The sequence below is a fragment of the Patulibacter medicamentivorans genome, from assembly GCF_000240225.1.
GTDB classification, from domain to species: Bacteria; Actinomycetota; Thermoleophilia; order Solirubrobacterales; family Solirubrobacteraceae; genus Patulibacter; species Patulibacter medicamentivorans.
This window is the reverse complement of sequence record NZ_AGUD01000306.1, coordinates 1-23,825: the sequence shown is the minus strand read 5'-3', so window position 1 is coordinate 23,825 and position 23,825 is coordinate 1. Positions and strand designations below refer to the sequence as shown.

The window sequence follows — 23,825 nt, the reverse complement described above, 5'->3', positions numbered from 1 at the left end:
TCCTCGGTTTCCGACTGACGTGATGATCTGAACATTAGTCAGCTGGGGAGCCGGCCGTACGATCGCCCGCGGCGGCCCCGGCGTCGACCATCCCGGAGACCAGGCGCTCGATCCACGACCGCTCGTCCGGGAACGGGAACCCGGGCATCGCCCGGGTCACCGACGCGCGTCCGTGGAGCGCGGTCCAGAGGATCGTGGCGATCGCGAAGGCGTCCTCGTCCTCGGGGCGCCCGAGGCAGCTGGCGACCGCGGTCACCAGCACCGCGAAGGTCTCCATCCCGTCCCCGCCCAGGCGGTACTCGCCGGGATCGACGTCCTTGCGGAAGTTGGTGTGGAAGATCGCCGCGTACCAGCCCGGCTGCTCGCGGGCGAACGCCAGGTAGGCGTGGCCGGCGGCCCGCAGCGCGGACAGCGGATCGCCGTCGCGCTCGGCCATCGCCGCGTCCAGCCGCTCCTTCAGGGCCGCGAAGCAGCGGAGCTTGATCGCGGTGACCAGCTCGTCCTTGTCCGCGAAGTGCAGGTAGAGCGCCGTCGGGCTGACCCCGGCCGCGGACGTCACCGCCCGGACCGAGAGCTGATCGACGTCGTGGACCTCGGCCAGCAGCTCGGTCGCCACGTCGAGCAGCGTCGTGCGCAGCCGGTCGCCCTCGCCGCGGGGATTGCGGGCCCGTGCCTCCATCACCCTCCAGCCTAGTCCGCGCCCCGCCGAGGCGTCGCTTGACGGCAGTAACTGAACGTTGTACATGTACGACAGTCATCCAGCAAGTCCTCCCTGGAGCCTCGCCATGCCGTCCCGCCTCGCCCGTCTCGGAATCCGCCGTCCCCGCCGCGTCGCCGTCCTCGCGCTGGTGGCGTTCCTGATCGCCGGGGTCCTCGGTGGGCCCGCCGCCGGGATCCTCAACACCGACCGCGCCTTCGATGATCCGGGTGCGGAGTCGACCGCCGCTCGCCAGGCGCTCGAGCGCGCGACCGGCGCGGCCGCCGAGCCGGGCGTGCTGGCGCTCGTCCGCGACCGCCCCGGCAGCGCCGCGGTCGAGCGGGCGGCGGCGACGCTGCGCGCCGATCCGGCGGTCGCCCGGGTGACGACGCCGCCGGTCCGCGGATCCTCGCCGCTGGTGGCGAAGGACGGGCGATCGAGCGTGGTGGCGGCGACGCTGAAGGCCGGCGTCGATCGCAGCGACGCGGTCGAGCGACTGGTCGACGAGGTCGCCGACCAGCCGGCGGTCAAGCTCGGCGGCGCCGACGTCGGCTTCGTCCAGGTCGGTCAGCAGGCGACCGAGGACCTCGGCAGCAGCGAGATGATCGCCTTCCCGATCCTCGCGATCCTGGCCTTCCTGTTCTTCCGTGGGATCGCCGCCGCGCTGCCGCTGGCGATCGGGGCGCTGACGGTGCTGACCACGTTCGCGCTGCTGCGGCTGGTCAACGTCGTCGTCGACCTCTCCCCCTTCGCCCTCAACCTGGTGATCGCGGCCGGGCTCGGCCTGGCGATCGACTACAGCCTGTTCCTGGTCTCGCGCTTCCGTGAGGAGCTGGGCGACGGCCACGACCCGCCGACCGCGGTTCGGCGGACGATGGCGACAGCCGGGCGGACCGTCGTCTTCAGCTCGCTGACGGTGGCGGCGGCGCTGGCGTGCCTGTGCGTCTTCCCGCTGCCGTTCCTGGTCTCGATGGGGATCGGCGGCGCGCTGGTGTCGCTGGTGGCCGCGGCGGCGGCGCTGACCGTGCTGCCGGCGCTGTTCATGCTGCTCGGCGGTCGCCTGGGCAAGGTCCGGCCGCTGCCCGAGGGCCAGGGCCGCTGGTACGCGACCGCGCGGACCGTGATGCGCCGGCCGGGGGCCTTCGCGGTCCTGGCCGCGGTCGTGATGCTGGTGTTGGCGGCGCCGTCGCTGCGGACCCAGTGGAGCGGGGTCGATCAGAGCGTGCTGCCGGCGAGCAAGAGCGCGCGGGTGGTGGCGGACGCGATGGCGCGCGAGTTCCCCGCCGCTCCGAGCAGTCCGATCACGCTGGCCGTGCGCGCGCCGCGCGACGCCGGAGCGCGGCTGGCGTCCTACGAGCGGCGCCTGGCGGCGGTCGCGGGCGTCGAGCGGGTGGCGCCGGCGCGGCCGGTCGGGAGCGGCCTCTGGCAGATCGACGTCGATGCCGGCAGCGACGCGATCTCGGCCTCGGCGCTGCGGACGCTGCAGGCCGTGCGTGCGGTGCCCTCGCCGTACGCGGTCGAGGCCGGCGGGACGGCGGCGGCGTTGCACGACCAGCGCGCGGCGGTCAGCCGGATGCTGCCGCTGGCCGCGGGCCTGCTGCTGATCGCGACGCTGTCGATCCTGTGGTTGATGACGGGGTCGGTGATCCTGCCGATCAAGGCCCTGCTGATGAACGTCCTGACGACGGCCGCCGCGACCGGGATCCTGGTCTGGATCTTCCAGGACGGGCGGCTGCAGGGGCTGCTCGGCTACCGCAGCCAGGGAGGGATCGAGCAGACCGACTTCCTGGTGATGGCCGCGATCGTCTTCGGCCTCTCGACCGACTACGGGGTCTTCCTGCTGACCCGGATCAAGGAGGCCAGGGACCGGGACCCCGCCCACCCCATGTCCGATCGCGAGGCCGTGGCGGTCGGGATCCAGCGAACGGGCGCGATCGTCACCGCCGCCGCGATCCTCCTGGCCGTCGCCCTCGGCGCCTTCCTGCTCTCGAACGTCGTCTTCCTCCAGGAGCTGGGAGCCGGCGCGGCCGTGGCGGTGCTGCTCGACGCCTTCGTCGTCCGCACGCTGCTGGTGCCGTCCCTGATGGCCCTGCTCGGGAAGTGGAACTGGTGGTCGCCCGGCCCGCTGCGACGGCTGCACGCGCGGATCGGGGTGGACGAGGGGATGCCGGAGGAGCTGGGTGGGGCGGCGGGTGGGCGGCGGGGTGGCGGGGTGGTGATCGAAGCCTGATCCATCCCTCGGTTCCGATGAGAATCGCCGCGCCCGCCGGTCCTACGCAGCAGCAACGACCATCGACCCGCCAGGAGCGACCATGACGACACCGCCCAAGGGCCCCGCCTCGTACTTCCCATCGATCGAGAAGAAGCACGGCCAGCCGATCAGCCACTGGAAGGCGCTGATCCGCGCTGCTCCGCCGACCAGGCACATGGAGCTGGTCACGTGGCTCAAGGAGGAGCACGGCCTCGGCCACGGACACGCCGACGCGCTGGTGGCGGACACGCTGCGGGAGGACCGGGCCTGACCGCGTTGCGTCGCCGATCGGGCGCCGCGGCGGCCGGAGCCGGTGGCGGCCCGCGGCGCTCGACCTCGTCGACCGCCGCCGGCCGCACCCATTCACCGCCGCGGCAGCGGCAGCCGCCACGCCACCCGCAGCGGCTCGCCGACCGGGAGGGCGGCCCACTGCTCCCCTGCCTGGCGCAGCCCGTCGCAGGCGGCCTGGAGCCGCTCGGCGGTGATCGCCGGCGACCACCAGCGCTCGCCGAGTGCGCGCTCCAGCCCCGCCACGTCGCGCGGCCGATCCGCCAGCGCCAGGTCGGCGACCGCGCGGGTCAGCATCTCGGCCTGCGAGAGCCGGTCGCCCGCCCGGTCGACGACCGCCTGCGCCCGGCGTGCGGCGTGCGGCGGCTGCCGGCCGCCGACGATCGCGGTGTGCGCGAACAGGCCGCCGGCGGCGATCACGCCCCAGAGGCCGAACGCCAGTCCCAGGCGGTCCTCGACCACGAAGTGCGCCAGGTCGTGGGGCACGCGCCCGGCCGCGCCGCCGACCTTGTTGTAGCCGCCGCCGTCCAGCTCGACCAGCACGCCGTCGGAGCGGTGCAGCACGCTCCGGTAGCGCTGGGTCGGTCCGCGGAAGAACTCGATCGGGGTGCCGCGCGCGGGCATCGCCGGACCATCGCAGACCGTGGCGGGCGACCGCGCCGCCGGGCCGTCGCCCACCCGCGACGGCTGCGGGTTCGAGCCCGCTCCGGATCCCGACCGAGACCTCGGCTCAGGTCGGCTGCGACCGAGGCGTGGGCGTCGCGGCGTCGTCCCCGACGGCGTGGCCGCACTTCCAGCAGGCGTCCTCCTGGGCCGCGAGCGGTGCGCCGCACGCGCCGCAGAGGCGCGCGACGTGGCTGTTGCGGTAGCCGTGCGGCCGGCCGCCATGATCGGTCCTGGGTGCTTCCGTGGTCGGCATGTCGTTCCCGACCTTCCTGAGCGCGTGCGACGCTCGACGGGGAGATGGTCGCGGGGGTCGGGCGCCTGCGCGGGGCCCGTGGTTCACGGGCGCCCGCCGGGCGTCGGTCTCCGGGGAGACCACGTGGATCGCTGCAACTCCAACGTACTCCCTTCGCCGTCCCGGCGAGCGATCTCGCCGCGCCCGGCCGGGGCCGCCGAAGCAGCGGCGATCAGTAGCTGAAGACCGTCCCCGCGTCGTCGCCCAGCCACTCCCACATCGGGGTCGCGCCGGCGACGCGGGCGTTGGCGACGAAGCCAGCCTCGTCGAGCTTGCGCGACTTCACGCAGATCGGGCAGACCAGCAGCTGGCCCCCGCCCTCGGCGAACTGGCCGAACAGGCGCGGCAGCGGCGGGCAGCCGTCGCAGGCGACGCCCTCGGCGTGGCCGGGGACCGCCAGCCGCACCGCCTCCTTGGTCAGGAACATCGCGACCTCGCGCCCGCGCTCCAGCGCCGCCCCCGCCACGAGGAACGCGACCGTCACCCGCTCCGCGTCCTCGAGACCCGTCGCCAGATTGATCAGGACCTTGCTCGACATGACCCACGCCCTCGTTCGACCTCGTACCCGCGAGAGCGCAGCATCGCCGTGCGGCGCCCGGCGCGCAAGCGCGACCCGCCGTCGACCGCCATCATCGACGACGTGGCCGAGTCGGACCTGTCCCATGGCGCCCGCGCCTTCCGCGTGGTCCATGCGCTGATCACCGCCGGCTTCCTGGTGGCGATCGTCGACGTCTGGTGGAGCGCGCTGACCAGGCGCCGCGGCCGCGGACTGCGCGTCGCGGTCGCGGCGCTCGCCGCCGAGGGCGCCCTAGTCACCGCCAACGGCGGCGACTGCCCCCTCGGCGGGCTGCAGGAGCGGCTCGGCGACCCCGTGCCGCTGTTCCAGCTCGTCCTCTCCCCGACCGCCGCCCGCCGAGCCGTGCCCGTCCTCGGCGCGATCGCGACGATCGGCATCGCCCTGCTGGCCCGGCGGCCGCCGGGCCCGCGCGCTACCCCTCGTCCAGCAGGTGCGCCGCCGCCTCGACCACCAGCGGCTTGATCGCCTCCCACCGGGCCGTCACCGCCTCGCCGCCCCAGATCGGGATCGCCGCGGCGAGGCCGCGGATCAGGGCGACGGAGGAGTCGATCAGGGCGGGCAGGCGGGGATCGTCGGCCAGCTCGGGGAAGAGCGCTCGCGCGGCCTCGACGATGATCACCGTGACGCGGGTCTCGAGCTCGCGGAGGGTCGGGGCCAGCTCGGGCTCGGCCCAGACGGCGGCCCAGACCTGGGCGGCGGCCAGCGACTCGGGCGAGGTGAACTCGACCCAGGCCTCGTCGAGCACCGCCGCGCGATGGTCCGGGGTCCGCAGCGCCGCCAGGTCGATCCGCTCGAAGGCGTTGGCCGCCAGCCGCACGGCCAGGTGCTCGACCGCCTCGACCAGCAGCGCCTCCCGCGTCTCGAAGTGGTGCATCACGGTGCTCTGGGCGATCCCGGCCCGCTGCGCGACCCGCCGCGTCGTGACCCCGGCGTAGCCCTCCGCCACCAGGCAGTCCGCCGTCGCCCGGACGATCGACTCGCGCGTGGCCGCCCGCTGCTCGGCGCGCGTCGGCCGGCGGGGCGGTGCCTCGGTGGCGGATTCGTCGATCACGTGATCAGCGGATGCTACTCTGCCGCTCATCGATCACGTGATCGGTGAAATTCGACGTTCGGAGGGACCGGTGTCAGACCAGGATCCGGCTGCCGTGGAGCCTCGCTCCCGCCTCGGCCAGCGCTCCCGTCGCCGCGAGGCCCGGGCATGACCGCCACCCATGCCCGCACGCCGCGGATGAGCGGCGTGCGCGTGATCAGCGACGTCGTCCGCAACGGCCTCGGCGTCGAGAGCCCGATCGTCCGCGGGATCCCCGGCGAGGACATCGCCAGCTTCCGCTTCAACCGCCGCACGGTCTACATCCTCAAGCACCCCGACTACGTCGACCACGTCTTCCACGGCGGCGTCGACCGGTACCACAAGTCGATCGAGTACGAGATGCTGCGCGCCGCCGTCGGGCTCAGCCTCTTCACCGACGAGGACGAGTCGTGGCGCCGCCACCGGATGATGATCAACCCGGTCCTGGCCAAGCGCCACCTGACCGACCTCTTCGACCTGATGGTCGACCCGATCGAGCGGTTCGTCGCCCGCTACGAGGACGACCCGGCCGCTCGCCAGCCGATCGAGATGACCGAGGCGATGACCGAGCTGACCCTCGACGTCGTCGGCTCGGCGCTGTTCGGGCGCGGGATGGCCGACCTGGCCCAGCAGATCGGCTCGCGGGTGACGCTCGGCCTGCGAGCCTCGGAGCGCGCGGCGCGGCTGATGCTCGCCGGCAACCCCCCGACGCCGCTGACCCGCGCCGCGGTGTCGATCATCCAGCACGTCCCGTTCCTCCCCCCGCCGCTGAACCAGCTCCACGACGTGCTCTCCACGATCGACGACACCGTCTGGAAGGTCATCCACGACCGGCAGGCCAACCCGGGCCGCGACGACGACCTGCTCGGCCTGCTGCTCTCGATCCGCGACGACGACGGCGAACCGCTGCCGCTGCGGCGGGTGCGCGACGAGGCCTGCACCTTCATGCTCGCCGGGCACGAGACGACCGCCAACGCGATGGCGTGGATGTGGCACCTGCTGGCGATCAACCACGAGGCCCGCGATCGGATGCTGGCCGAGGTCGACGAGGTCCTCGGCGACCGCCGCCCGGCGTTCGACGACGTCCGCCGGCTGCCCTGGACGACCGCCTGCGTGATGGAGGCGATGCGGCTCTTCTCCCCCGCCTGGATCGTGCCCCGCGTCTGCGTCGAGGACGACGAGATCGACGGGCACCGGATCCGCAAGGGCTCGGTCGTGATCGTCCCCGTCAACGAGCTGCACCACGACGAGCGGTTCTGGCCCGACCCCGAGGTCTTCGACCCGACCCGGTTCCTGCCCGAGAACGGCCGCAAGCACCACCGCTCCGCCTACCTGCCGTTCGGCGGCGGGCGACGGGTCTGCGCCGGCCAGAGCTTCGCCCTGATCGAGACCACCCTGATCACCGCGATGATGAGCCGGTGCTTCACCTACGAGATCCTGCCCGGCCATCCGATCGCCCGCGAGGCGACGATGACGATCCGGCCCCGCTACGGGATGCCGATGGTCGCCCGTCGCCGGGCCACGGCCGCGACCCGCGAGGCGGTGGCCGCATGAGCCGCTTCCCGATCGACGGCTCGCGCGTCGTCGTCACCGGCGCCGGCAGCGGGATCGGCCGGGCGACCGCGCTGCGCTTCGCCGGCATGGGCGCCACCGTCGCCTGCGTCGACATCGACGGGGACGCCGCCGACCGGACCGCCGTCGCCTGCCGGGACCGGCGTCCGACCACCCCCGCCGCCAGCGCCTGGACCTGCGACGTGGCGGACGCCGCCGCGGTCGCGGCGCTGGCCGACGCGATCGAGGACGAGGGACCGGTCGACGTGCTGGTCAACAACGCCGGCGTCGGGATCGCCGGCCCGTTCCTGGAGTCGGCGGTCGAGGACTGGGACTGGCTGATGGGGATCAACCTCGACGGCGTCGCCTACGGCTCGCGGGCCTTCGGCGCGCGGATGGTGGATCGCGGTCGCGGCCACGTCGTCAACGTCGCCTCGGGCGCCGCCTACGCGATGAGCCGCGACATGGCCGCCTACTGCGCGTCGAAGGCCGCCGTCGTCGCCTTCTCCCGCTGCCTGCGCGCCGACTGGGCCGCCGCGGGCGTCGGCGTCAGCGCGATCTGCCCCGGCGTCATCAACACGCCGATCGCCACCCGGACCCGGATGGTCGGGCCGGTCGCCGAGCGCCAGCAGCGGATCGCCGACGCGTTCCGCTTCGGCCACTCCCCCGACCTGGTCGCCAGGGCGATCGCGCGGGCCGTCGCCCGCAACGACGAGCTGGTGCCGGTCGGACTGGAGTCGGCGATCGCCTACCGGCTGCTGCCGGTGGTGCCCAAGCCGGTCCAGGCACTCGCCACCCGGGCGTCGCTGGCACGGGTCTTCGCGGGCGTCCGGGGAGGCCGCGCATGAGCACCGTCGCCGGGCTGCCGCGCCCCGGGGACCTGCCGCTGGCGACCCAGCTGGCCTACCGGGCCACCGTCGCCAGCGACTACGCCCTCCGCACCGGTCTCGCGAGCGTGCTGGCCGGAGCGGTGCTGCCCGCAGCCGCGACCGACCTGCGGCGCCAGGAGCGCCGGCGGCTGGAGTTCTACGCCGAGCTGGCCGCCGCCGGCGATCCGACCGCGGTCTTCCTGCCGCCGGAGCGGGTCGACGTCGTCGCCGCCCCCGGCCGCGGCCCCGGGGTCCCCGGCGGGCGGGTCGAGCTGCTGCGCTTCGCCAGCCCCTACGTCGCTCGCAACCCGGCGCTGCGCCGCGACTACGCCCGCCACCTCAACAACGCGACCGCCCGGGCGCAGCACTGGCGCCACGAGGACGGCCCGCGCCCGACGCTCTGCGTGATCCACGGCTTCGGCGCGTCGCCGGCGTGGTTCAACAGCGCGTTCTTCTCGCTCCAGCGGTTCTTCGCCGAGGGCTGGGACGTGGCGCTCTACACGCTGCCCTTCCACGGGTCGCGTCGCGGCCGCTGGGCGCCGGTCAACGGCGTCGAGCTGTTCGCGCACGGGATGGCGCACTTCAGCGAGGCGATCCTGCACGCGATTCACGACTTCCGCGCGCTGCTCGACCACCTGCAGGCGCAGGGCGCGCCGCGGATCGGCGTCACCGGGCTGTCGCTCGGCGGCTACACCAGCGCCCTGGCCGCCGCCGTCGACCCGCGGCTGGACTTCGCGATCCCGAACGCCGCCGTGACCAGCCTGCCACCGCTGCTGAACGGCTGGTTCCCGGCCAACCTGGCGGGCGCGGCGGCGCGCACCGTCGGCGGCGTCCCGCGCGAGCTGCTGGAGCAGGCGCTGCTGGTGCACGGCCCGCTCCACTACCCGGCGCTGCTGCCCCGGGAGCGGCTGATGATCGTGGCCGGGCTCGGCGACCGGTTGGCGCCGCCGTCGCAGAGCGTGCTGCTGTGGGAGCACTGGCGGCAGCCGCAGCTGCACTGGTTCCCGGGCAGCCACGTGCTGCACCTGGGGCGCGAGCGCTACCTGAGCGCGATGCGCGAGCTGATCGACGGCGCGGCGCCCGCCGCGCCGACCACCGCGACCGAGGACGATCGATGAGCGAGCAGCCGGACCACGAGGTCGTCGTGATCGGGGCCGGGTTCTCCGGCATCGGCGCGGCGATCAAGCTCGACGACGCCGGGATCCTCGACTACGTGCTGCTCGAGGAGGGCGACGGCGTCGGCGGGACCTGGCACTGGAACACCTACCCCGGGATCGGGGTCGACATCCCCTCCTTCAGCTACCAGTTCTCGTTCGAGCAGCGGTCGGACTGGTCGCGGGTCTACGCGCCCGGTCGCGAGCTCAAGGCCTACGCCGAGCACTGCGTCGACAGCTACGGCCTGCGCAGCCGGATCCGCTTCGGGACCAAGGTCACCGGCGCCTCCTTCGACGACGGCGAGCACCTCTGGCGGCTCGAGATCGGCGACGGCTCGACCGTCACCGCCCGCTTCGTGATCGGCGCCACCGGCGTGCTGACCCAGCCGAAGCGGCCCGAGATCGCCGGGGTCGAGGCGTTCGCCGGACCGGTGATCCACACCGCCCGCTGGGACCACGAGCAGGACCTGCGCGGCAAGCGGGTCGCGATCATCGGCACGGGCGCCTCGGCGGTCCAGGTGATCCCGTCGATCGCGTCCGAGGTCGAGCACCTGACCGTCTTCCAGCGGACGCCGATCTGGTGCCTTCCGCGGCCCGACGCCGCGCTGCCGTGGCCGGTGCGCGCGGCGCTCTCGCGGCTGCCCGGGGCGAAGCTGGTGACCCGGATCGCCAGCCAGGCCTTCGTCGAGGCGACCTTCCCGCTGCCGGCGCACTTCCACGGCGTCCTGCCGGCCGCGAACGGGGCCGAGCGGCTCGGCCGCGCGCACCTGCGGCGGCAGGTGAAGGACCCGGAGCTGCGCCGCAAGCTGACGCCGGAGTACGCGGTCGGCTGCAAGCGCCCGAGCTTCTCCAACACCTACCTGGCGACCTTCAACCGGCCGAACGTCACGCTCGAGACGACGCCGATCGAGGCCGTCGCCGAGACCGGGATCCGCTGCGCCGACGGCAGCGAGCACGACGCCGACGTCCTGATCCTGGCGACCGGCTTCAAGGTCTTCGACCAGGGCAACATGCCGCCGTTCCCGATCCGCGGCCGCGGACAGGTCGACCTCGAGGACTGGTGGATGGAGCACCGCTTCCAGGCCTACGAGGGGATCAGCGTCCCCGGCTTCCCGAGCCTCTTCCTGGTCCTCGGCCCGTACGGCTACAACGGGGCCAGCTACTTCACCCTGATCGAGAACCAGGTCCGGCACATCGTCCGCTGCCTCAAGCGCGCGCGCCGCGACGGCTCGACCGCGATCGAGGTCACGCCCGAGGCCAACCGCCGCTACTTCGAGTCGATGCTGGCCCGTCGCGGCAGGCAGGTGTTCTTCCAGGACAGCTGCTCGGTCGCCAACAGCTACTACTTCGACCGCCACGGCGACGTCCCGTTCCGCTCGTCGCTGACGCTCGAGGCCGCGTGGCACAGCGCCCGCTTCGATCTGGACGACTACCGGTTCACGGTCGCCGACGGTGCCGCGGTGGAGGCCGCCGCCGGCGCCTGAGCCTGGATCCAGGCTGAGGCCGCGGTCCTCCCCGGACGCGTCTCCGTAGCGGCTCCCGATCCCTCCGCGATCCGCCGCGGCTAGCGTGGCTCAGCACGGGCGGCTCCCCGAGCGCCCGCGCAAGCCCGCGTTCGACCCGAGGACCCCGATGGCCTTCCGATCCCCTCCCGAGGCGCCGACCGTCGCCACCGGCCCGGCCGTCTCGGCGGCCGAGTCGCATCTCAGCTACCGCTCCAACTGGCTGCGGGCGGCCGTCCTCGGGGCCAACGACGGGATCGTGTCGACCTCGAGCCTGGTGCTCGGCGTCGCCGGGTCCGGCGCCTCCGGCAGCGCGATCGTGACCGCCGGGATCGCGGGCCTGGTCGGCGGCGCGCTGTCGATGGCGGCCGGCGAGTACGTCTCGGTCAGCTCGCAGCGCGACACCGAGCTGGCCGACGTGCGGCTGGAGGAGCACGAGCTGCGGACCGACCCGGAGGGCGAGCTGGCGGAGCTGCAGGCGATCTACGAGGATCGCGGGCTGCCCGCCGAGCTGGCCGGGCAGGTCGCCGAGGCGCTGACGGCGCGGGACGCCCTGACTGCCCATCTGCGCGACGAGCTCGGCCTCGAGGAGGAGCGCCGCGCCCGCCCGGTGCAGGCCGCGGGATCGTCGGCCGCGGCCTTCGCCTCCGGAGCGATCGTGCCGCTGCTGGCCGCGGGCCTGGTGCCCGACGGGGCGCGGACGCCGGTGATCGTCGTCGTGACCCTGGTGGCGCTCGCCGCGCTGGGCGCGATCGGCGCCCGGCTCGGCGGCGCCCGTCGCCGTCCCGCGACCGTGCGCGTCCTCGGCTGGGGCGCGGCCGCGATGGCCGTCACCTACCTGATCGGCGCGGCGGTCGGGACGGCGATCTGACGCCGTCGAGGGCCCGGGCCGGCGCCCCCGGCCGCGCGCGGCCAGAGGCGCCTCCCGCGCGCCGCGCTGCCGCTCAGCGCAGGCCGCGCGGCACCGTGTAGGTGCGGCCGGCCTTGCGGCCGTTCACCCCGTCGACGGTGGTGACCAGCCGGACGACCTGGAAGCTGCCGGGCCTCGGGGCCGGGATCTGCTTGACGACGCGTCCGCTGGCCGCCAGGCGCCCGCTGCCGATCGTCTTCCAGCCGCTGCCGTCGCAGCTGTTCTTGATCCGGACCTCGACGGTCGCGCGGCCCTTGACCAGCGGCCTGGTCGCCGTCGCGCGCACGACCCAGCGCGCGCCCTTCGGCGTCACCGAGGTGGTCGTGAAGCGGCGGGTCAGCTTGAGCGCCAGCGACCGCTCGCCGCCGATCTCGGCGCGGTAGCGGCGCTTCTCGGCGTCGGCGCGGTTGCGCGGGTCGGGATCGGCCACCTGGGCCCGGAAGCGCCCGTCCGCGCCGACCGTCGGCCGCGCCACGACCCGGTTCGTGGCCTGGTAGCGGATCGCCACCGGCTGGCCGGCGAAGCGCCGGTCGGCGACGCCGACGATCGTCGTCCGCGACCAGCCGCCGCGGCGGCTCCGCGAGCCGCGCGTGACGTCGATCAGCGTCACCGGGATCCGCCCGCACTCCAGCAGGACGTCGTCCTCGCTCCTCGGCGCCGGCGCGGGCGCGGCCACGACGTAGGTCCGCGTGGTCTTGGTGACCATCCCCCGAGCGTCGGTCGCGGTGACCGTGATCGTGTGGGTTCCCGGCTGGCCGGTGGGCAGCGGGCCGCCGTCGGCGATCGGCACGACCGTGCCGTCGGGCAGCGTCACCGTGCCCTCGCAGCGGACCGGGGCGATGCCGCCGTCGCAGCCGAAGTCGACGGGCACGGTGGCGCCCTGGCCGATCGGACCGCTCACGCCGGGGTCGGCGATCCGGGCGGTCGGGGCGGCCGGGTCCTCGATGACCAGCTTGGCGTCCTCGGCCGGGCGCAGCAGCCCGATCGCGCTGATGTTGTCGGCGCCGTTGGCGTAGGTGCCCTTGGCGTCGCCGACCACGTCGACGGACACCGTGCAGCTGGACGACGCGTCGACGTCGCCGGTGACGCCGATCGTCTCGCCGCCGTCGGGAGCCTCGACGACCGCGTTCGGGCAGGTCGTCGTCGCGTTGGCCGGCGACGCGATCGCGAGCCCGACCGCCAGGTCGTCGGTGAACGTCCAGCCGGTCGCGGCCTCGGGATCCGGGTTCGCGATCGTCAGCGTCAGCCGCGACGGCACGCCGGGCGCGGTCGAGGTCGGGCCGAACGCCTTCGACAGCTGCGGCGGGTTGCCGCGGATCAGCCGCAGCGAGATGTTGTCGATGTAGCCGTCGTTGGCCGTCCCGCTGGTGCGGGTGCCCGTCAGCTTGACCGCGACCTGGGTCGCGCCGGCCGGGATCGTCTGGATGTCCTCGCGCGGGAGGAAGCCGCTGCGGTTGCGTCGCTCGACGTTGGTGACCGGGTCCAGGACCTGGGTCAGCAGGTCGCTGCCGAGGGCGTCCTTCCAGGTCGCCTCCAGCCCCAGGTGATCGCCCTGGCCGGCGTAGCCGCCGATGAACGCGCTCAGCGACGAGTGCACGCCGCCGGCCGCGACGTCGGTCAGGTCGGCGCCGGTCAGCTGGATCGTCTGGACCGTCTCCATCGTCGCGGTGCTGCCGCCGTAGAAGAGGTAGGTCCCGCCGTCGAAGCTGCCGCCGCCGATGATGGACGACCCCGGGTACCCGCCGACGCCGTGCTGCGCCCGGGCCAGCGCGCCGGTCGCGTTGACCCACTCCCCGCCGAGCGCCGCTTCCGCGTCGCCGTTGACGGCGAGGTTCGGACCGGTGACCGCCGCCGCCGCGGGCGCGGCCAGGCCGATGCTCAGTGCCGTGCCGATCGCCGCGGCCGCCAGCGCCCGACCGACGGTGGGGGCGCCAGCGGCGCAGGTGGTGGGATTCGCGTGGTGCGTGGGCGCGACGGCATCGAGGCCGTGGGCCGTCGACCGCCGCCGCGCGAGCGCGCGGAGCGTCTTCTTCATCGTGGATCTCCTTTGGGGGGGGGCGGGCGCGGATGCACCCGAAGGGGGGCGGGGCGCCGGAGTACGGAGGGAGCGGCGCCCGCGAGCCATCGGGGGCGAGGGACGGCGGCACGCCGCCCCTCGCCTTCCCGGGAGCGGCTAGAGCAGCCGCAGACCGAGGTCGGTGGCCTCGATCAGGTAGCCGTGACCGGCCACCGGCTGCTGCGTGGCGCTGCCGTCGAAGCGGGCGCTGTAGCCCAGCGACAGCAGCGAGACCAGGCCGTTGACGAAGTCGCCGCAGTTGGCGACGCCGTCGGCGTCGGTGCGAGCGGTGCAGCTGCCACCGGCGCCGGTGAACGTGACGTTCTCACCGACGACCGGCTTGCCGCCCTCGTCGACCAACCGCGCCGCGAACGTCAGCGTGACGCGTGCCAGCGGGCTCAGCGGCAGCAGGCCCCTGCCGGGCTTCGCCGGGAGGATCGCCAGAACCGACGGCTCGATCCGCATGCCGGCCTTCGACTTGCGAACCGTGTACGTGACGGTCTTGGTCGTCTCCTGGCCGTCGTTGCCGACCGCCTTGACCGAGAACGTCTTCGTGCCGGGCGACGAGGTGTCGACGTTCGCCCCGTTGGCGACGTCGCCCTCGCAGGACGCGATCGTGGTCCCGGTGGCGGGCTGGCAGGCGTACTGCGCCGGAACCTGCTGGCCGGCGTAGAACTCGGCGCCGTCCTGCGGGCCGTCGATCGACACCGACGGCGGATCCGCCTGGACCTCCGAGGTCACCTCGATGAACGAGACCCCGCGCGACCAGCCGCAGCCGCCGACGGGCGTCAGCACCAGCTCCTCGGTGTTCGCGAGCGTGAAGACCGAGACCCGGGTCTGGCTGGCGTTGGTCACGCGCGAGACGGTGCGCGTGGCCGGATCCCACTGGTGCAGCGGGTCGATCGACACCGGCTCGACGCCGACCGGGAGCTGGACGCTCTCGCCCGGGGCGTTGAGGCCCGTGATCCCGAACCGCAGGTCGACCGGGCGGTCGAAGGTCCAGGTCTGCGCGCCGGTCGCGCAGGTGAAGTGGTAGTAGCTGCCGCCGGTCCACGGGCCACCGGTGTCGACGGTCCACTCGGCGCCGTTGGCGAGCGCGCCGTTGACCGGCGCGGCCGCCAGCGTGTCGAGCGGGATCGGGTTCGTCTGCGGTACGGCCCCGGCGGGCGCGGCCGCCAGCGCCATCGCCGCCACCGTCGTCGCGAGCGCGGCCGCCCACCGGCCGCGTCGCGTCCTCGGACCAGCTGTCCGAATTGCCATCGGTCCCCCTTCGTTGGTTGCACCGTCGGCCCATCACCGGCGGCAGCACGATGTTGACGACGTTCGAGGGGCCGAGACTCGTCAGCGGTCACGAAGTTGGCGGGCTCCCGCTTGGGACCGGCGTCCAGCGAGATCCGCCCGCACGGCCATCCCCCATGCCAGGGACGCCGGACGTCGGCCCCACGCGGTCGTTCCACCAGCATCAAACGTTTCCGCAGCGCCTCGGGGCGGATTGCTACGGTCGCCTTCGTCGGGTCGGACCGGGTCATCGGAAGGGAGCCAGCAGCCATCGTCGCGGAGACGCAACCACGTGCCGACGGCGCGTCGATCCCCTCGTCGTCGGTCGCGGCGGTGGTGCAGCGGCTCGACCGCGACACGGTCGTCGACGCGGTGCTGTCGACGATCACGCTCGAGGTCCCGACCCTCGCCGCGATGCCGGCCGAGGTCGTCGCCGGCCCACTGCGATCAGCCGTCGCCGGCAACCTGGAGATGCTGCTGGCCCTGCTCGCCGAGGACCGCAGCTACCGTCCCGACGAGGCGCTGGCGATCGGCGAGCGGTGCGCCGACCTGGCCGTCTGGGGGCTGCGGGTCGAGGACGTGGTGGCCTGGTTCTCGGTCGGCACCCCCGTGCTCTGGGACCACCTGGCGCGGACCTCCTACCCGCACGAGCTGGAGCCGCTGCTCGACGCCTGCAACCGGCTGCTGTCGATCGCCGGGCTGATCTACGACGTCGCGGTCGCGATGGCCCAGCAGCTGCCCGACGCGCTCGAGGACGAGGCGGCCAGCCGGCTGCTCGCCACCTCGGCGACCGCCGCCGATCCCGACGCGCGCGCCGCCGCCGAGCGGCTCGGGGTCGACCTGGATCGCGCCCGCCGGCCGTTCGTCGTCCGTCCCGCGGCCGGACGCCCGCGCGAGCACGCGGCCCTCGCCCGCCGCCTGCGCCGGGCCGGCGCGATCGCGATCACCCGTCCCGGCGCGATCGTCGGCCTCGCCGAGCGGCCGTTCGAGCCGCACGCGGTCGGCGCCGACGCGCTCGTCGCCCTCGGCGAGCCGGGCGACCTCGGCGACCTCGAGTCGCGCTGGAATGCGCTCGCCGACCTGGCCGCGACGGCCCACCTGCTCGGTCACCGCGGCACGGTCGCGGAGCCGGCGCTGCTGTTCGAGCGGATGCTGCTGGCGGCTCCGTCGATCGCGGCGACGATGGCGCTGCCGATCGAGCGCCTGCGGACGGCCAGCCGCGGCGAGGCCGACCTGCGCTCCGCCGCGCGGGCGCTCGTCGAGGCCAACCTCAACCGCCAGGCGGCGGCCGCCGCCCTGGGCGTCCACCCGAGCACGCTGCGGTACCGCGCCGGCCGGATCTCGGCGGTCACCGGGCTCGACCTGCAGCGGGTCCACGCGCGCTGCGTCGTCGCGCTCGGGCTCAAGGCCGCCGAGCTGGAGCGCCACCGGACCGCGCCGCCGCCGCCCCCACGCGAGCCGCCGTACCCCGCCAACGTCGCGGCCGATGTCGCCGCCCGCGTCGACCGCGACGCGCTGGCGGCCGCGATCGCCGCCGGCTATCGCGAGCACTATCCGAGCTTCGCGGCCCTGCCCGACAGCGACGTGGCGCTGCTGCCCGGCGTTCGCGAGGGCATCGACGAGCTGCTCGCCATCCTCTGCGACCCCCGCCCCCAGGCCGAGCTCGAGTTCGGCCGCGCCGACGAGCGGATCCTCGAGCACCTGGCGCTCGGGGTGACGCCGGAGGACACGCTGCGCGCCGCCGGCCTGGCCGGCACGATGATCTGGGAGGCGCTGCTCGCGGAGACGACCGCCCAGGACCGGGTCGTGCTGCCGATGGTCGCCGGCCGGCTGTTCCGCTACGCCAGCGCGATCACCCGCGCCGCCAAGGAGGCCCCGCGATCCGCGCAGCCGATGCCGACCTCCGGCAGCCAGGAGCTGATCGACGCGCTGACCGCGGCCGTCAGCGACCCCCGCCGCGTGCACGCGGCCGCCCGCAACCTCGGCCTCGACGGCGACCAGCCGCTGCGGCCGGTCGCGGCGACCGGCCACGGCGTCGCGAGCGGCAGCCAGCTGGCGTCGGCGTTCCGCACCGGCGGCTGGCCGGCGGCCGAGCGCGGCGGGCAGGTGATCGCGGTGGTCCCCGCCGATCTGCCGCTGGGACAGCTGCCGCCGAGCCTGCTCGCCGCCGTCGGCGACGGCATGCCGCTGGACCGGCTGCACGACGAGGTCGCCACCACGCGGTCGCTGCTGCGGATCGCCGACCAGCAGGGCGACCGCGGCCTGGTCGTCGCGACCGACCGGTCGTTCGAGCTGCTGATCGACGCCAACCCGGCGCTGGCCGCGGCGTTGCGGGCGCGCGTCGTCGGACGGCTCGACAGCCCCGCCGGGCGCCGCGGCCCCGACCTGGTCGCGACGCTGCGCGCGTACCTGGCGGCTGACCTCGACCGGCAGGCGACGGCGCGCGCGCTGCACCTGCACCCGAACTCGCTCGACCACCGCCTGCGGCGGATCGCCGAGCTGACCGAGCTCTCCTACACCCGGATCGAGGACCTGCTGCTGCTGGCCGGGGGCGTCGTCGCCGACGCCCTCGGCCACCGCGCCTGATCAGCCGGCGGGCGCCGCCTCGACCGTCGACCGCAGCCCGACGTCGCGCAGCTGGGTCGCGTCGACCGGCGCCGGAGCACCGGTCAGCGGGTCACCACCGGATGCCGTCTTCGGGAACGCGATCACGTCGCGCAGCGAGTCGCGGCCGGCGCAGAGCGCGGCCAGGCGATCGATGCCGAACGCGATCCCGCCGTGCGGCGGCGCGCCGGCCTTGAGCGCGTCGAGCAGGAATCCGAAGCGCTCCTGGGCGTCGTCGGGCGTGAAGCCCAGCAGCTCGAGGATCGCCTGCTGCTGCTCGATCCGGTTGACGCGGATCGAGCCGCCGCCGACCTCCCAGCCGTTGACGACCAGGTCGTAGGCGCGCGAGTGCAGCGCGCCCGGCCCTTCCGCGCCACCCGGGCCGTAGGTGCCGCCGGGGCGCAGCTCGTCGGCGGTGACCGCGGCGCCGCCCGGCGCGCACGGCTGCGTGAACGGGTGGTGGATCGCGTCCCAGCGGTCCTCGCCGGCGTCGTGCTCGAACATCGGGAAGTCGACGATCCAGAGCACGTCGTTGCGGTCCTCGCGCAGGTCGAAGCGGTCGGCCAGCTCCAGCCGCAGCGTGCCGAGCACGTTGGCCGCCGTCGGCGCCTTGTCGGCGACGATCAGCAGCAGGTCGCCGGGCGACGCCGACAGCGTGCCCTTGATCGCCTCGATCTCCTCGGGCGTCAGGAACTTCGCGATCGGCGAGCGCCAGGAGCCGTCCTCCTCGACGAAGCCCCAGACCAGGCCGCCGGCGCCGGCCTTCTTCGCGATCTCGGTCAGCTCGTCGAGCTGCTTGCGCGGCACGGTCAGGCCGCCGGCGTTGATCCCGCGGACGACGCCGCCGGACGCGAGCGTGCCGGCGAAGACCTTGAACTCGGTCGTGCTCAGGGCCTCCGACAGCTCCTGGATCTCGAGCCCGAAGCGGCGGTCGGGGCGATCGTTGCCGAACCGCAGCAGCGCCTCGTCGTAGCCCATCCGCTCCCACGCGGGAGCCGCCACGTCGAGGCCGCCGGCGGCGAACGCCCGCGCCATCACGCGCTCGAAGACGGCGATCACGTCGTCCTCGTCGACGAAGCTCAGCTCGGCGTCCAGCTGGGTGAACTCCGGCTGGCGGTCGGCGCGCAGGTCCTCGTCCCGGAAGCAGCGGACGATCTGGTAGTAGCGCTCGAGGCCGGCGATCATGAACAGCTGCTTGAACAGCTGCGGCGACTGCGGCAGCGCGTAGAAGCTGCCGGGCTGCAGCCGCGACGGGACCAGGAAGTCGCGCGCGCCCTCGGGCGTCGAGCGGGTCAGCATCGGCGTCTCGATGTCGAGGAAGCCCTCCTCGTCGAGCGCCGAGCGGATCTCGCGGACGATCCGGCTGCGCAGCAGCAGGGCGTCGCGGTTGCGCTCGCGGCGAAGGTCGATCACGCGCCGCTTGAGCCGCAGCAGCTCGTCGACGTCGCCGTCCTCGTCGACCGCGAACGGCGGCGTCTCGGCCTCGGCCAGGACGTCGATCTCCGCCACCCGCAGCTCGACCGCGCCGGTCTCCATCCGCGGGTTGACGTGCTCGGCGCCACGGGCCGCCAGAACGCCCTGCACCGAGATCACGTGCTCGCTGCGCAGCCGCTCGGCCGCGGCGAAGACCTCGGGGCCCGACGTGTCGGGATCGAAGACGACCTGCAGCAGCCCGGTCCGGTCGCGCAGGTCGACGAAGATCAGCCCGCCGTGGTCGCGACGGCGATGGACCCAGCCGGCGACCCGCAGCGTCTCGCCGACCTGGCCCTCGCCGATCGTCCCGGCCCAGGCGCCGCGGAAGCGGTTGGCGACGAGCGGCGCCCCGGTGACGGTGTCGCGGACCAGCCCGGCTACCCGCGCGTCGAGCGCGTCGCGGCGGGCGTCGGCGTTGGAGGGCGGCGTGGTGGTCGCGGACGGGCGCTGGTCGGGGGCAGGCATCGCCCGCAACCGTATCGGCCGTCAGGCGCTGCCGGTCTGCTGCCCGGCGCCCTGTGCCGGCGCCTGGTCCTCGGGCCACTGCCAGCGGCCCACCAGGTCGGCCGCCGCGGCGGCGTCGGCCACCGCCTCCTCGCGCCCGTCGGCGATCCGCCGGACCGCCAGCGTGCCGTCGTCCTGGACGCTGATCAGGTTCTGGGCGCCGGACCGCTCGGCCCGTCGCCGCTGGCCCTTCAGGCCGCGTCCGGCGAGGTCCAGCTCGGTCGCGTAGCCCATGGTGCGAACGGCGTCGGCGACGGCGAACGCCTCGCGGCGACGGCCCTCCGGCCAGATCACGTACGCGACCGGGCGGCGCGCGTGCGACGGCATCTCGCCGAGGCACAGCAGCAGCCGCTCGATCCCGGCGCCCCAGCCGAAGGCCGGCGTCGCGGGGCCGCCGAGCTGCTCGACCAGCCCGTCGTAGCGGCCGCCCCCGCCGACTCCCGACTGCGCGCCGAGCGCATCGGAGGTGAACTCGAAGAGCGTCCGCGAGTAGTAGTCGAGCCCGCGGACGAGGGTCGGGTCGATCTCGTAGGCGACCCCGGCCGCGTCCAGCAGCGCCCGCACCTCGGCGAAGTGCTCGGCGTCCTCGGCCGGCAGGTGGTCGAGCAGCAGCGGCGCCCCCGCCATCACCTCGCGGGTCCCTGGGTCGTCGGCGTCGAAGGCCCGCAGCGGGTTGAGGTCGATCCGCTCGACGACCTCGGCCGAGAGCCGGTCCTGGTGCTCGCGCAGGTAGGCGACGAGCAGCTCGCGGTAGGCCGCCCGGCCCGCGATCGAGCCGAGCGAGCCGATCCGCAGCCGCAGGCCGGCAGCGGCGACCGCCGCGTCCGCCGCTACCGCCACCGCGTCCTGATCGACGCCGGTCGCGCCTGCCGCGCGCCGCTCGGCGAGCGCGCGCTGGGTCGCCCCGGAGCGCAGCACCCGCTCGATGATCCGCTGCAGCAGCACGATCCCCTCGGCGTCGAGCGCCGGATCGTCGCTGCCGAGCGCCTCGGCGCCGAACTGCCAGAACTGGCGCTGGCGGCCCGCCTGGGCGCGCTCGTAGCGGAAGAACGGCCCCCAGTACCAGACCCGCACCGGCTGCGGCAGCTTGTGCATCCCGTGCTCGAGGTAGGCGCGGGCAACGCCGGCGGTGCCCTCCGGGCGCAGCGTCAGGCTGCGGCCGCCACGGTCGTCGAAGGTGTAGGTCTCCTTCTGGACGATGTCGGTGCTGCCGCCGACGCCGCGGTGGAACAGCTCGGTCGCCTCGAAGATCGGCGTCTCGATCCGCTGGTAGCCCGCGTTCCCGAGGATCTCGCGGCACGCCAGCTCGATCAGCTGGCGCCGCGACCCCTCGTCGGGCAGGACGTCGTGGGTGCCGCGCTGGGCGCGGATGATCTCGGCCACGGGCCTAGGCCCCGAGGATCTGCAGGACGAACGGGTTCGTCTGGCGCTCGCGGCCGAGCGTCGTCGGGCCCATGTGGCCCGGGTAGACCGTCGTCGCGTCGTCGAACCGATCCAGCAGCGAGCCGATCGACGCCATCAGCGTCGCGTGGTCGGCGCCGGGCAGGTCGGTGCGGCCGACCGAGCCCTGGAAGAGCACGTCGCCGGAGAACAGCGCGCCCTCGTCGGGCAGCGCGTAGGTGACGTGGTCGGGGCTGTGGCCGGGGGTCGAGACGACCTGGAAGTCGAACCCGGCCAGCGACACGACGTCGCCGCCCTTGACCAGGTGCTCGGGGTCGTAGCCGCGGAACGGCCCGAAGCCCTCCCACCGCATCACGGCGTTCGGATCGCGCAGGATCTCGACCTCGCCGGCCGGGCACCAGACCTCGGCCCCGGTCGCGTCGTGCAGGTCGGCGACCGCGCCGATGTGGTCGAAGTGGGTGTGGGTGACGAGGATCCCGGCCAGCGTCACGCCCAGCTCCTCGAAGGCGGCCAGCAGCTTCGGGGCCTCGTCGCCGGGATCGATGATCACGGCCTCGCTGGCCCCGGGCCGGCGAACGAGGAAGGCGTTCTCCTGGATCATGCCCAGGGTGAACATGCGGACGTCCATGGCGGTGGCTTCGGTCGGAGGGATCGGGCTGCGCCGGCGGTCGCCGGCGCGACGTCATTTCTTGGTGCGGTCCTGCTGGCCGAGCTTGGCCATCCGGCGGCGGTAGAAGAAGCGATCGGTGTAGAAGCCGAACGGCGTGTACAGCCCGAGCAGGATCACGCCGGTCAGCGCGACCGAGACCGGGTTGCCCTTCAGCGCCAGCATCACCGCGACGAAGATGCCGGCGGCGATCAGCGCGCGGATGAACGCTGAGCGCCAGGTCGGCTCGCGCAGGCGCGGGTCGACCCGACCACCGCCGCGCGGCTTGCCGCCGTTCTTCTGCGAGGACCCGCCGGGACGACCGCCCGTCGCCCCGCGGCTCTCGATCATCCCTGCAGCGTTGCCGCGGTGCTTGGTGCGGCGCTTCGTCGAACGTGCCATGCGCGCCAGCAAGGGTAGCGACGGGGCCGTGCGAGGAGCCTCCAGCGGCGAACCCGTACGCTGGAGCGGATGGCCCGAAACCGCCTCGGACTCGTCCTCACCGGTGGGACGATCGGTTCGACCAGCTCCGACGACGCCGAGGTCGTGCGCCTCGTCCGGGGCAACGACGCCGGCGGGATGCCCGGCTGGCTGGCCGGACCACTGGCCGCCTTCGGGTCCCACCAGCTGACCGTCCGGCGCCCGGTCGAGCTGCACTCCGAGGAGGCGCGACCGGAGCACTGGGAGGCGATCGCGACCGCCTGCCGTCGGCTCGCCGAGCGCGGCGCCGAGGCGATCTGCGTCCTGCACGGGTCGGACACGATGAGCTACACCGCCGCGGCGCTGTCGTTCGCGCTCGCCGACCTGTCGATCCCGGTCGTCCTGACGGGCTCGAACCTGCCGCCCGACGATCCCGAGAGCGACGCCCGCAACAACGTCCGCCAGGCGATCATCGCGCTGCGGACCCTGCCGGCCGGCGTCTACCTGATCTTCGCCGGCAGCCCCGACGGCGACGCGCTCGTCCACCTCGGGACCCGGGTGCGCAAGGACCGGGCGTCGGGCGAGGCGTTCGTCTCGCCCAACGGCGGGCCGGTGGCCAAGGTCGTCGGCGGCAGGCTGATGCGGCTGGCGCCGTGGCCGCTGCCCGTCCCCCCGCCGGCGATGCCGACGGTCGCGCGCTTCGACCCCCGCGTCCTGGAGCTGCGGGTCCACCCCGGGATGCCGTTCGCGGCGCTCGAGGCCGCGGTCCGCGCGGGCGGGCTGCGCGGGGTCGTCGCCGAGCTGTACCCGTGCGCGACCGGACCGACCGGCGAGGACGACGCGTCGCTGGAGCGGTTCGCCCGCTTCGTGACCGCCCGCGGCGGGATCGTCGCGGCGACCGTCGCCGCCGCGCCCGAGGTGGCCGGCTCGTACTACCCGTCGCTGCCGACCCTGACCGGGGCCGGCGTCGGATTCCTGCCCGGCGTCCTCAGCGCGACCGCGACGGTCAAGCTGATGTGGGCGCTGGCCGCCGCCGACGGCGACCCGGCCGTCGCGCGCAGCCTGATGCGGCGGCCGATCGCCGGCGAGTCGGCCCCGATGGGCCGCCGCCACCCGCCGGCCACCCGCTACGTGCCCTCGACCGCGGCGATCGCCCGGTCGGCCGGCCACTGACGGCCCGCCGCGCGCGGACGTCGGGCGAGCCGACCGACCGGCTACCGGCCCGCGTCCCCGCGCAGCGCGTCCTCGAGCGTCCGCCGACCGCGCACCGGCAGGTCGTCCGGGAAGCCGTCGAAGGCGGTGGCGGGCGGCAGGCCGACCAGCTCGCAGGCGGCGACCGGCGCATGGCGGGCGACCGCGGCGACCAGCGCCGCCAGCGGGACGGCGCGGTGGTCCTCGACGTTGCAGGAGACCTGGGCGATCGGCGCGCCGCCCGCCAGGCCGTCCGGGTGCGCCAGCTCGAGCCCGATCGCCCGCACGCCCGGCAGCCCCTCGGCCCCGCCGTCGCGCACGAGCGCCGCGATCCGCCGGGCGTCGTCGACGGTGGCCGCCCCGCCCAGCTCCAGGTTGAAGGCGACCAGCGGCGGCCGCGCGGCGACCAGCACCGCGCCGGCGGTC

General features: G+C 74.7%; 20 protein-coding genes and 1 pseudogene. 10 read left to right on the top strand and 11 right to left on the bottom strand.

The window, feature by feature from the left end; genetic code table 11:
• Positions 1-34: 34 nt before the first annotated feature.
• Complete coding sequence (locus PAI11_RS22055) at positions 35-679, bottom strand: TetR/AcrR family transcriptional regulator (RefSeq protein WP_040601365.1); 645 nt, start codon at positions 677-679, stop codon at positions 35-37.
• A gap of 106 nt (positions 680-785) precedes the next feature.
• Here PAI11_RS22055 and PAI11_RS22050 point away from each other — a divergent pair, with 106 nt between their 5' ends.
• Together PAI11_RS22050 and PAI11_RS22045 are read left to right on the top strand one after the other, a co-directional pair.
• Positions 786-2,927, top strand: a complete 2,142-nt coding sequence (locus PAI11_RS22050; protein WP_007578860.1) for an MMPL family transporter — start codon at positions 786-788, stop codon at positions 2,925-2,927.
• Between the two features lie 82 nt (positions 2,928-3,009).
• Positions 3,010-3,219 carry a DUF4287 domain-containing protein gene (locus tag PAI11_RS22045; protein ID WP_007578858.1) on the top strand — a complete coding sequence of 70 codons (210 nt, stop codon included), beginning with the start codon at positions 3,010-3,012 and terminating at the stop codon, positions 3,217-3,219.
• Between the two features lie 92 nt (positions 3,220-3,311).
• Here PAI11_RS22045 and PAI11_RS22040 read toward each other — a convergent pair whose 3' ends face one another.
• Positions 3,312-3,860 carry a hypothetical protein gene (locus PAI11_RS22040; RefSeq protein WP_007578856.1) on the bottom strand — a complete coding sequence of 183 codons (549 nt, stop codon included), beginning with the start codon at positions 3,858-3,860 and terminating at the stop codon, positions 3,312-3,314.
• A gap of 506 nt (positions 3,861-4,366) precedes the next feature.
• Complete coding sequence (locus PAI11_RS22030; RefSeq protein ID WP_007578854.1) at positions 4,367-4,732, bottom strand: DsrE family protein; 366 nt, start codon at positions 4,730-4,732, stop codon at positions 4,367-4,369.
• Between the two features lie 48 nt (positions 4,733-4,780).
• On the opposite strand from PAI11_RS22030, the gene PAI11_RS22025 reads away from it, so the two are divergent.
• Complete coding sequence (locus PAI11_RS22025; RefSeq protein ID WP_007578852.1) at positions 4,781-5,233, top strand: hypothetical protein; 453 nt, start codon at positions 4,781-4,783, stop codon at positions 5,231-5,233.
• On the opposite strand, the gene PAI11_RS22020 is transcribed toward PAI11_RS22025, so the two are convergent.
• Entirely contained in the window at positions 5,184-5,822 is a 639-nt protein-coding gene (locus PAI11_RS22020; protein ID WP_007578850.1) for a TetR/AcrR family transcriptional regulator, read from the bottom strand. The genes PAI11_RS22025 and PAI11_RS22020 overlap by 50 nt on opposite strands.
• Positions 5,823-5,969: 147 nt before the next feature.
• Between PAI11_RS22020 and PAI11_RS22015 the strand changes: the two genes are divergently transcribed.
• The 5 genes from PAI11_RS22015 (at position 5,970) to PAI11_RS21995 (ending at position 11,787) form a co-directional block, all read left to right on the top strand.
• Positions 5,970-7,394 (top strand): cytochrome P450, encoded by a 1,425-nt coding sequence (locus tag PAI11_RS22015; RefSeq protein WP_138974484.1) that lies wholly within the window; start codon positions 5,970-5,972, stop codon positions 7,392-7,394.
• Positions 7,391-8,239, top strand: coding sequence for an SDR family NAD(P)-dependent oxidoreductase (locus PAI11_RS22010; protein WP_007578846.1), 849 nt, complete (start codon positions 7,391-7,393; stop codon positions 8,237-8,239). Before PAI11_RS22015 ends, PAI11_RS22010 begins: the two co-directional genes overlap by 4 nt.
• The gene (locus PAI11_RS22005) at positions 8,236-9,378 is read left to right on the top strand and encodes an alpha/beta hydrolase family protein (RefSeq protein WP_007578845.1); all 1,143 of its coding nucleotides are present in this window, start codon (positions 8,236-8,238) and stop codon (positions 9,376-9,378) included. The genes PAI11_RS22010 and PAI11_RS22005 overlap by 4 nt, the downstream gene beginning before the upstream one ends.
• On the top strand, positions 9,375-10,898 hold the full coding sequence (locus PAI11_RS22000; RefSeq protein ID WP_007578843.1) for a flavin-containing monooxygenase: 1,524 nt from the start codon (positions 9,375-9,377) through the stop codon (positions 10,896-10,898). Before PAI11_RS22005 ends, PAI11_RS22000 begins: the two co-directional genes overlap by 4 nt.
• Positions 10,899-11,046: 148 nt before the next feature.
• A complete protein-coding gene (locus PAI11_RS21995) occupies positions 11,047-11,787 on the top strand; it encodes a VIT1/CCC1 transporter family protein (protein ID WP_007578841.1) in 741 nt (246 codons plus the stop codon).
• Between the two features lie 73 nt (positions 11,788-11,860).
• Here the strand turns inward: PAI11_RS21995 and PAI11_RS25040 are convergent, their stop codons facing one another.
• Positions 11,861-13,861 carry a DUF7933 domain-containing protein gene (locus PAI11_RS25040; RefSeq protein ID WP_007578840.1) on the bottom strand — a complete coding sequence of 667 codons (2,001 nt, stop codon included), beginning with the start codon at positions 13,859-13,861 and terminating at the stop codon, positions 11,861-11,863.
• A gap of 138 nt (positions 13,862-13,999) precedes the next feature.
• Positions 14,000-15,067 carry an Ig-like domain-containing protein gene (locus tag PAI11_RS21985; RefSeq protein WP_007578839.1) on the bottom strand — a complete coding sequence of 356 codons (1,068 nt, stop codon included), beginning with the start codon at positions 15,065-15,067 and terminating at the stop codon, positions 14,000-14,002.
• A 426-nt stretch (positions 15,068-15,493) separates the two neighbouring features.
• Here PAI11_RS21985 and PAI11_RS21980 point away from each other — a divergent pair, with 426 nt between their 5' ends.
• Positions 15,494-17,746 carry a PucR family transcriptional regulator gene (locus tag PAI11_RS21980; protein WP_040601363.1) on the top strand — a complete coding sequence of 751 codons (2,253 nt, stop codon included), beginning with the start codon at positions 15,494-15,496 and terminating at the stop codon, positions 17,744-17,746.
• Here the strand turns inward: PAI11_RS21980 and aspS are convergent, their stop codons facing one another.
• The 4 genes from aspS to PAI11_RS21960 all read right to left on the bottom strand — a co-directional run bounded on the left by aspS (position 17,747) and on the right by PAI11_RS21960 (position 22,190).
• A complete protein-coding gene (gene aspS, locus PAI11_RS21975) occupies positions 17,747-19,702 on the bottom strand; it encodes an aspartate--tRNA ligase (protein WP_007578837.1) in 1,956 nt (651 codons plus the stop codon). It lies immediately after the preceding gene.
• Positions 19,703-19,723: 21 nt separating this feature from the next.
• A complete protein-coding gene (locus tag PAI11_RS21970) occupies positions 19,724-21,124 on the bottom strand; it encodes a histidine--tRNA ligase (RefSeq protein ID WP_007578836.1) in 1,401 nt (466 codons plus the stop codon).
• 4 nt (positions 21,125-21,128) lie between these two features.
• Positions 21,129-21,758: an MBL fold metallo-hydrolase gene (locus PAI11_RS21965; protein ID WP_244406583.1), complete on the bottom strand. Its 630-nt coding sequence runs from the start codon at positions 21,756-21,758 to the stop codon at positions 21,129-21,131.
• Positions 21,759-21,824: 66 nt separating this feature from the next.
• Positions 21,825-22,190 carry a GTPase-activating protein gene (locus PAI11_RS21960; protein ID WP_138974483.1) on the bottom strand — a complete coding sequence of 122 codons (366 nt, stop codon included), beginning with the start codon at positions 22,188-22,190 and terminating at the stop codon, positions 21,825-21,827.
• A 69-nt stretch (positions 22,191-22,259) separates the two neighbouring features.
• Here PAI11_RS21960 and PAI11_RS21955 point away from each other — a divergent pair, with 69 nt between their 5' ends.
• Entirely contained in the window at positions 22,260-23,381 is a 1,122-nt protein-coding gene (locus tag PAI11_RS21955) for an asparaginase (RefSeq protein ID WP_007578833.1), read from the top strand.
• A gap of 41 nt (positions 23,382-23,422) precedes the next feature.
• On the opposite strand, the pseudogene PAI11_RS21950 reads toward PAI11_RS21955, so the two are convergent.
• Positions 23,423-23,825: pseudogene (locus PAI11_RS21950) on the bottom strand (hypothetical protein); the annotation flags it as partial.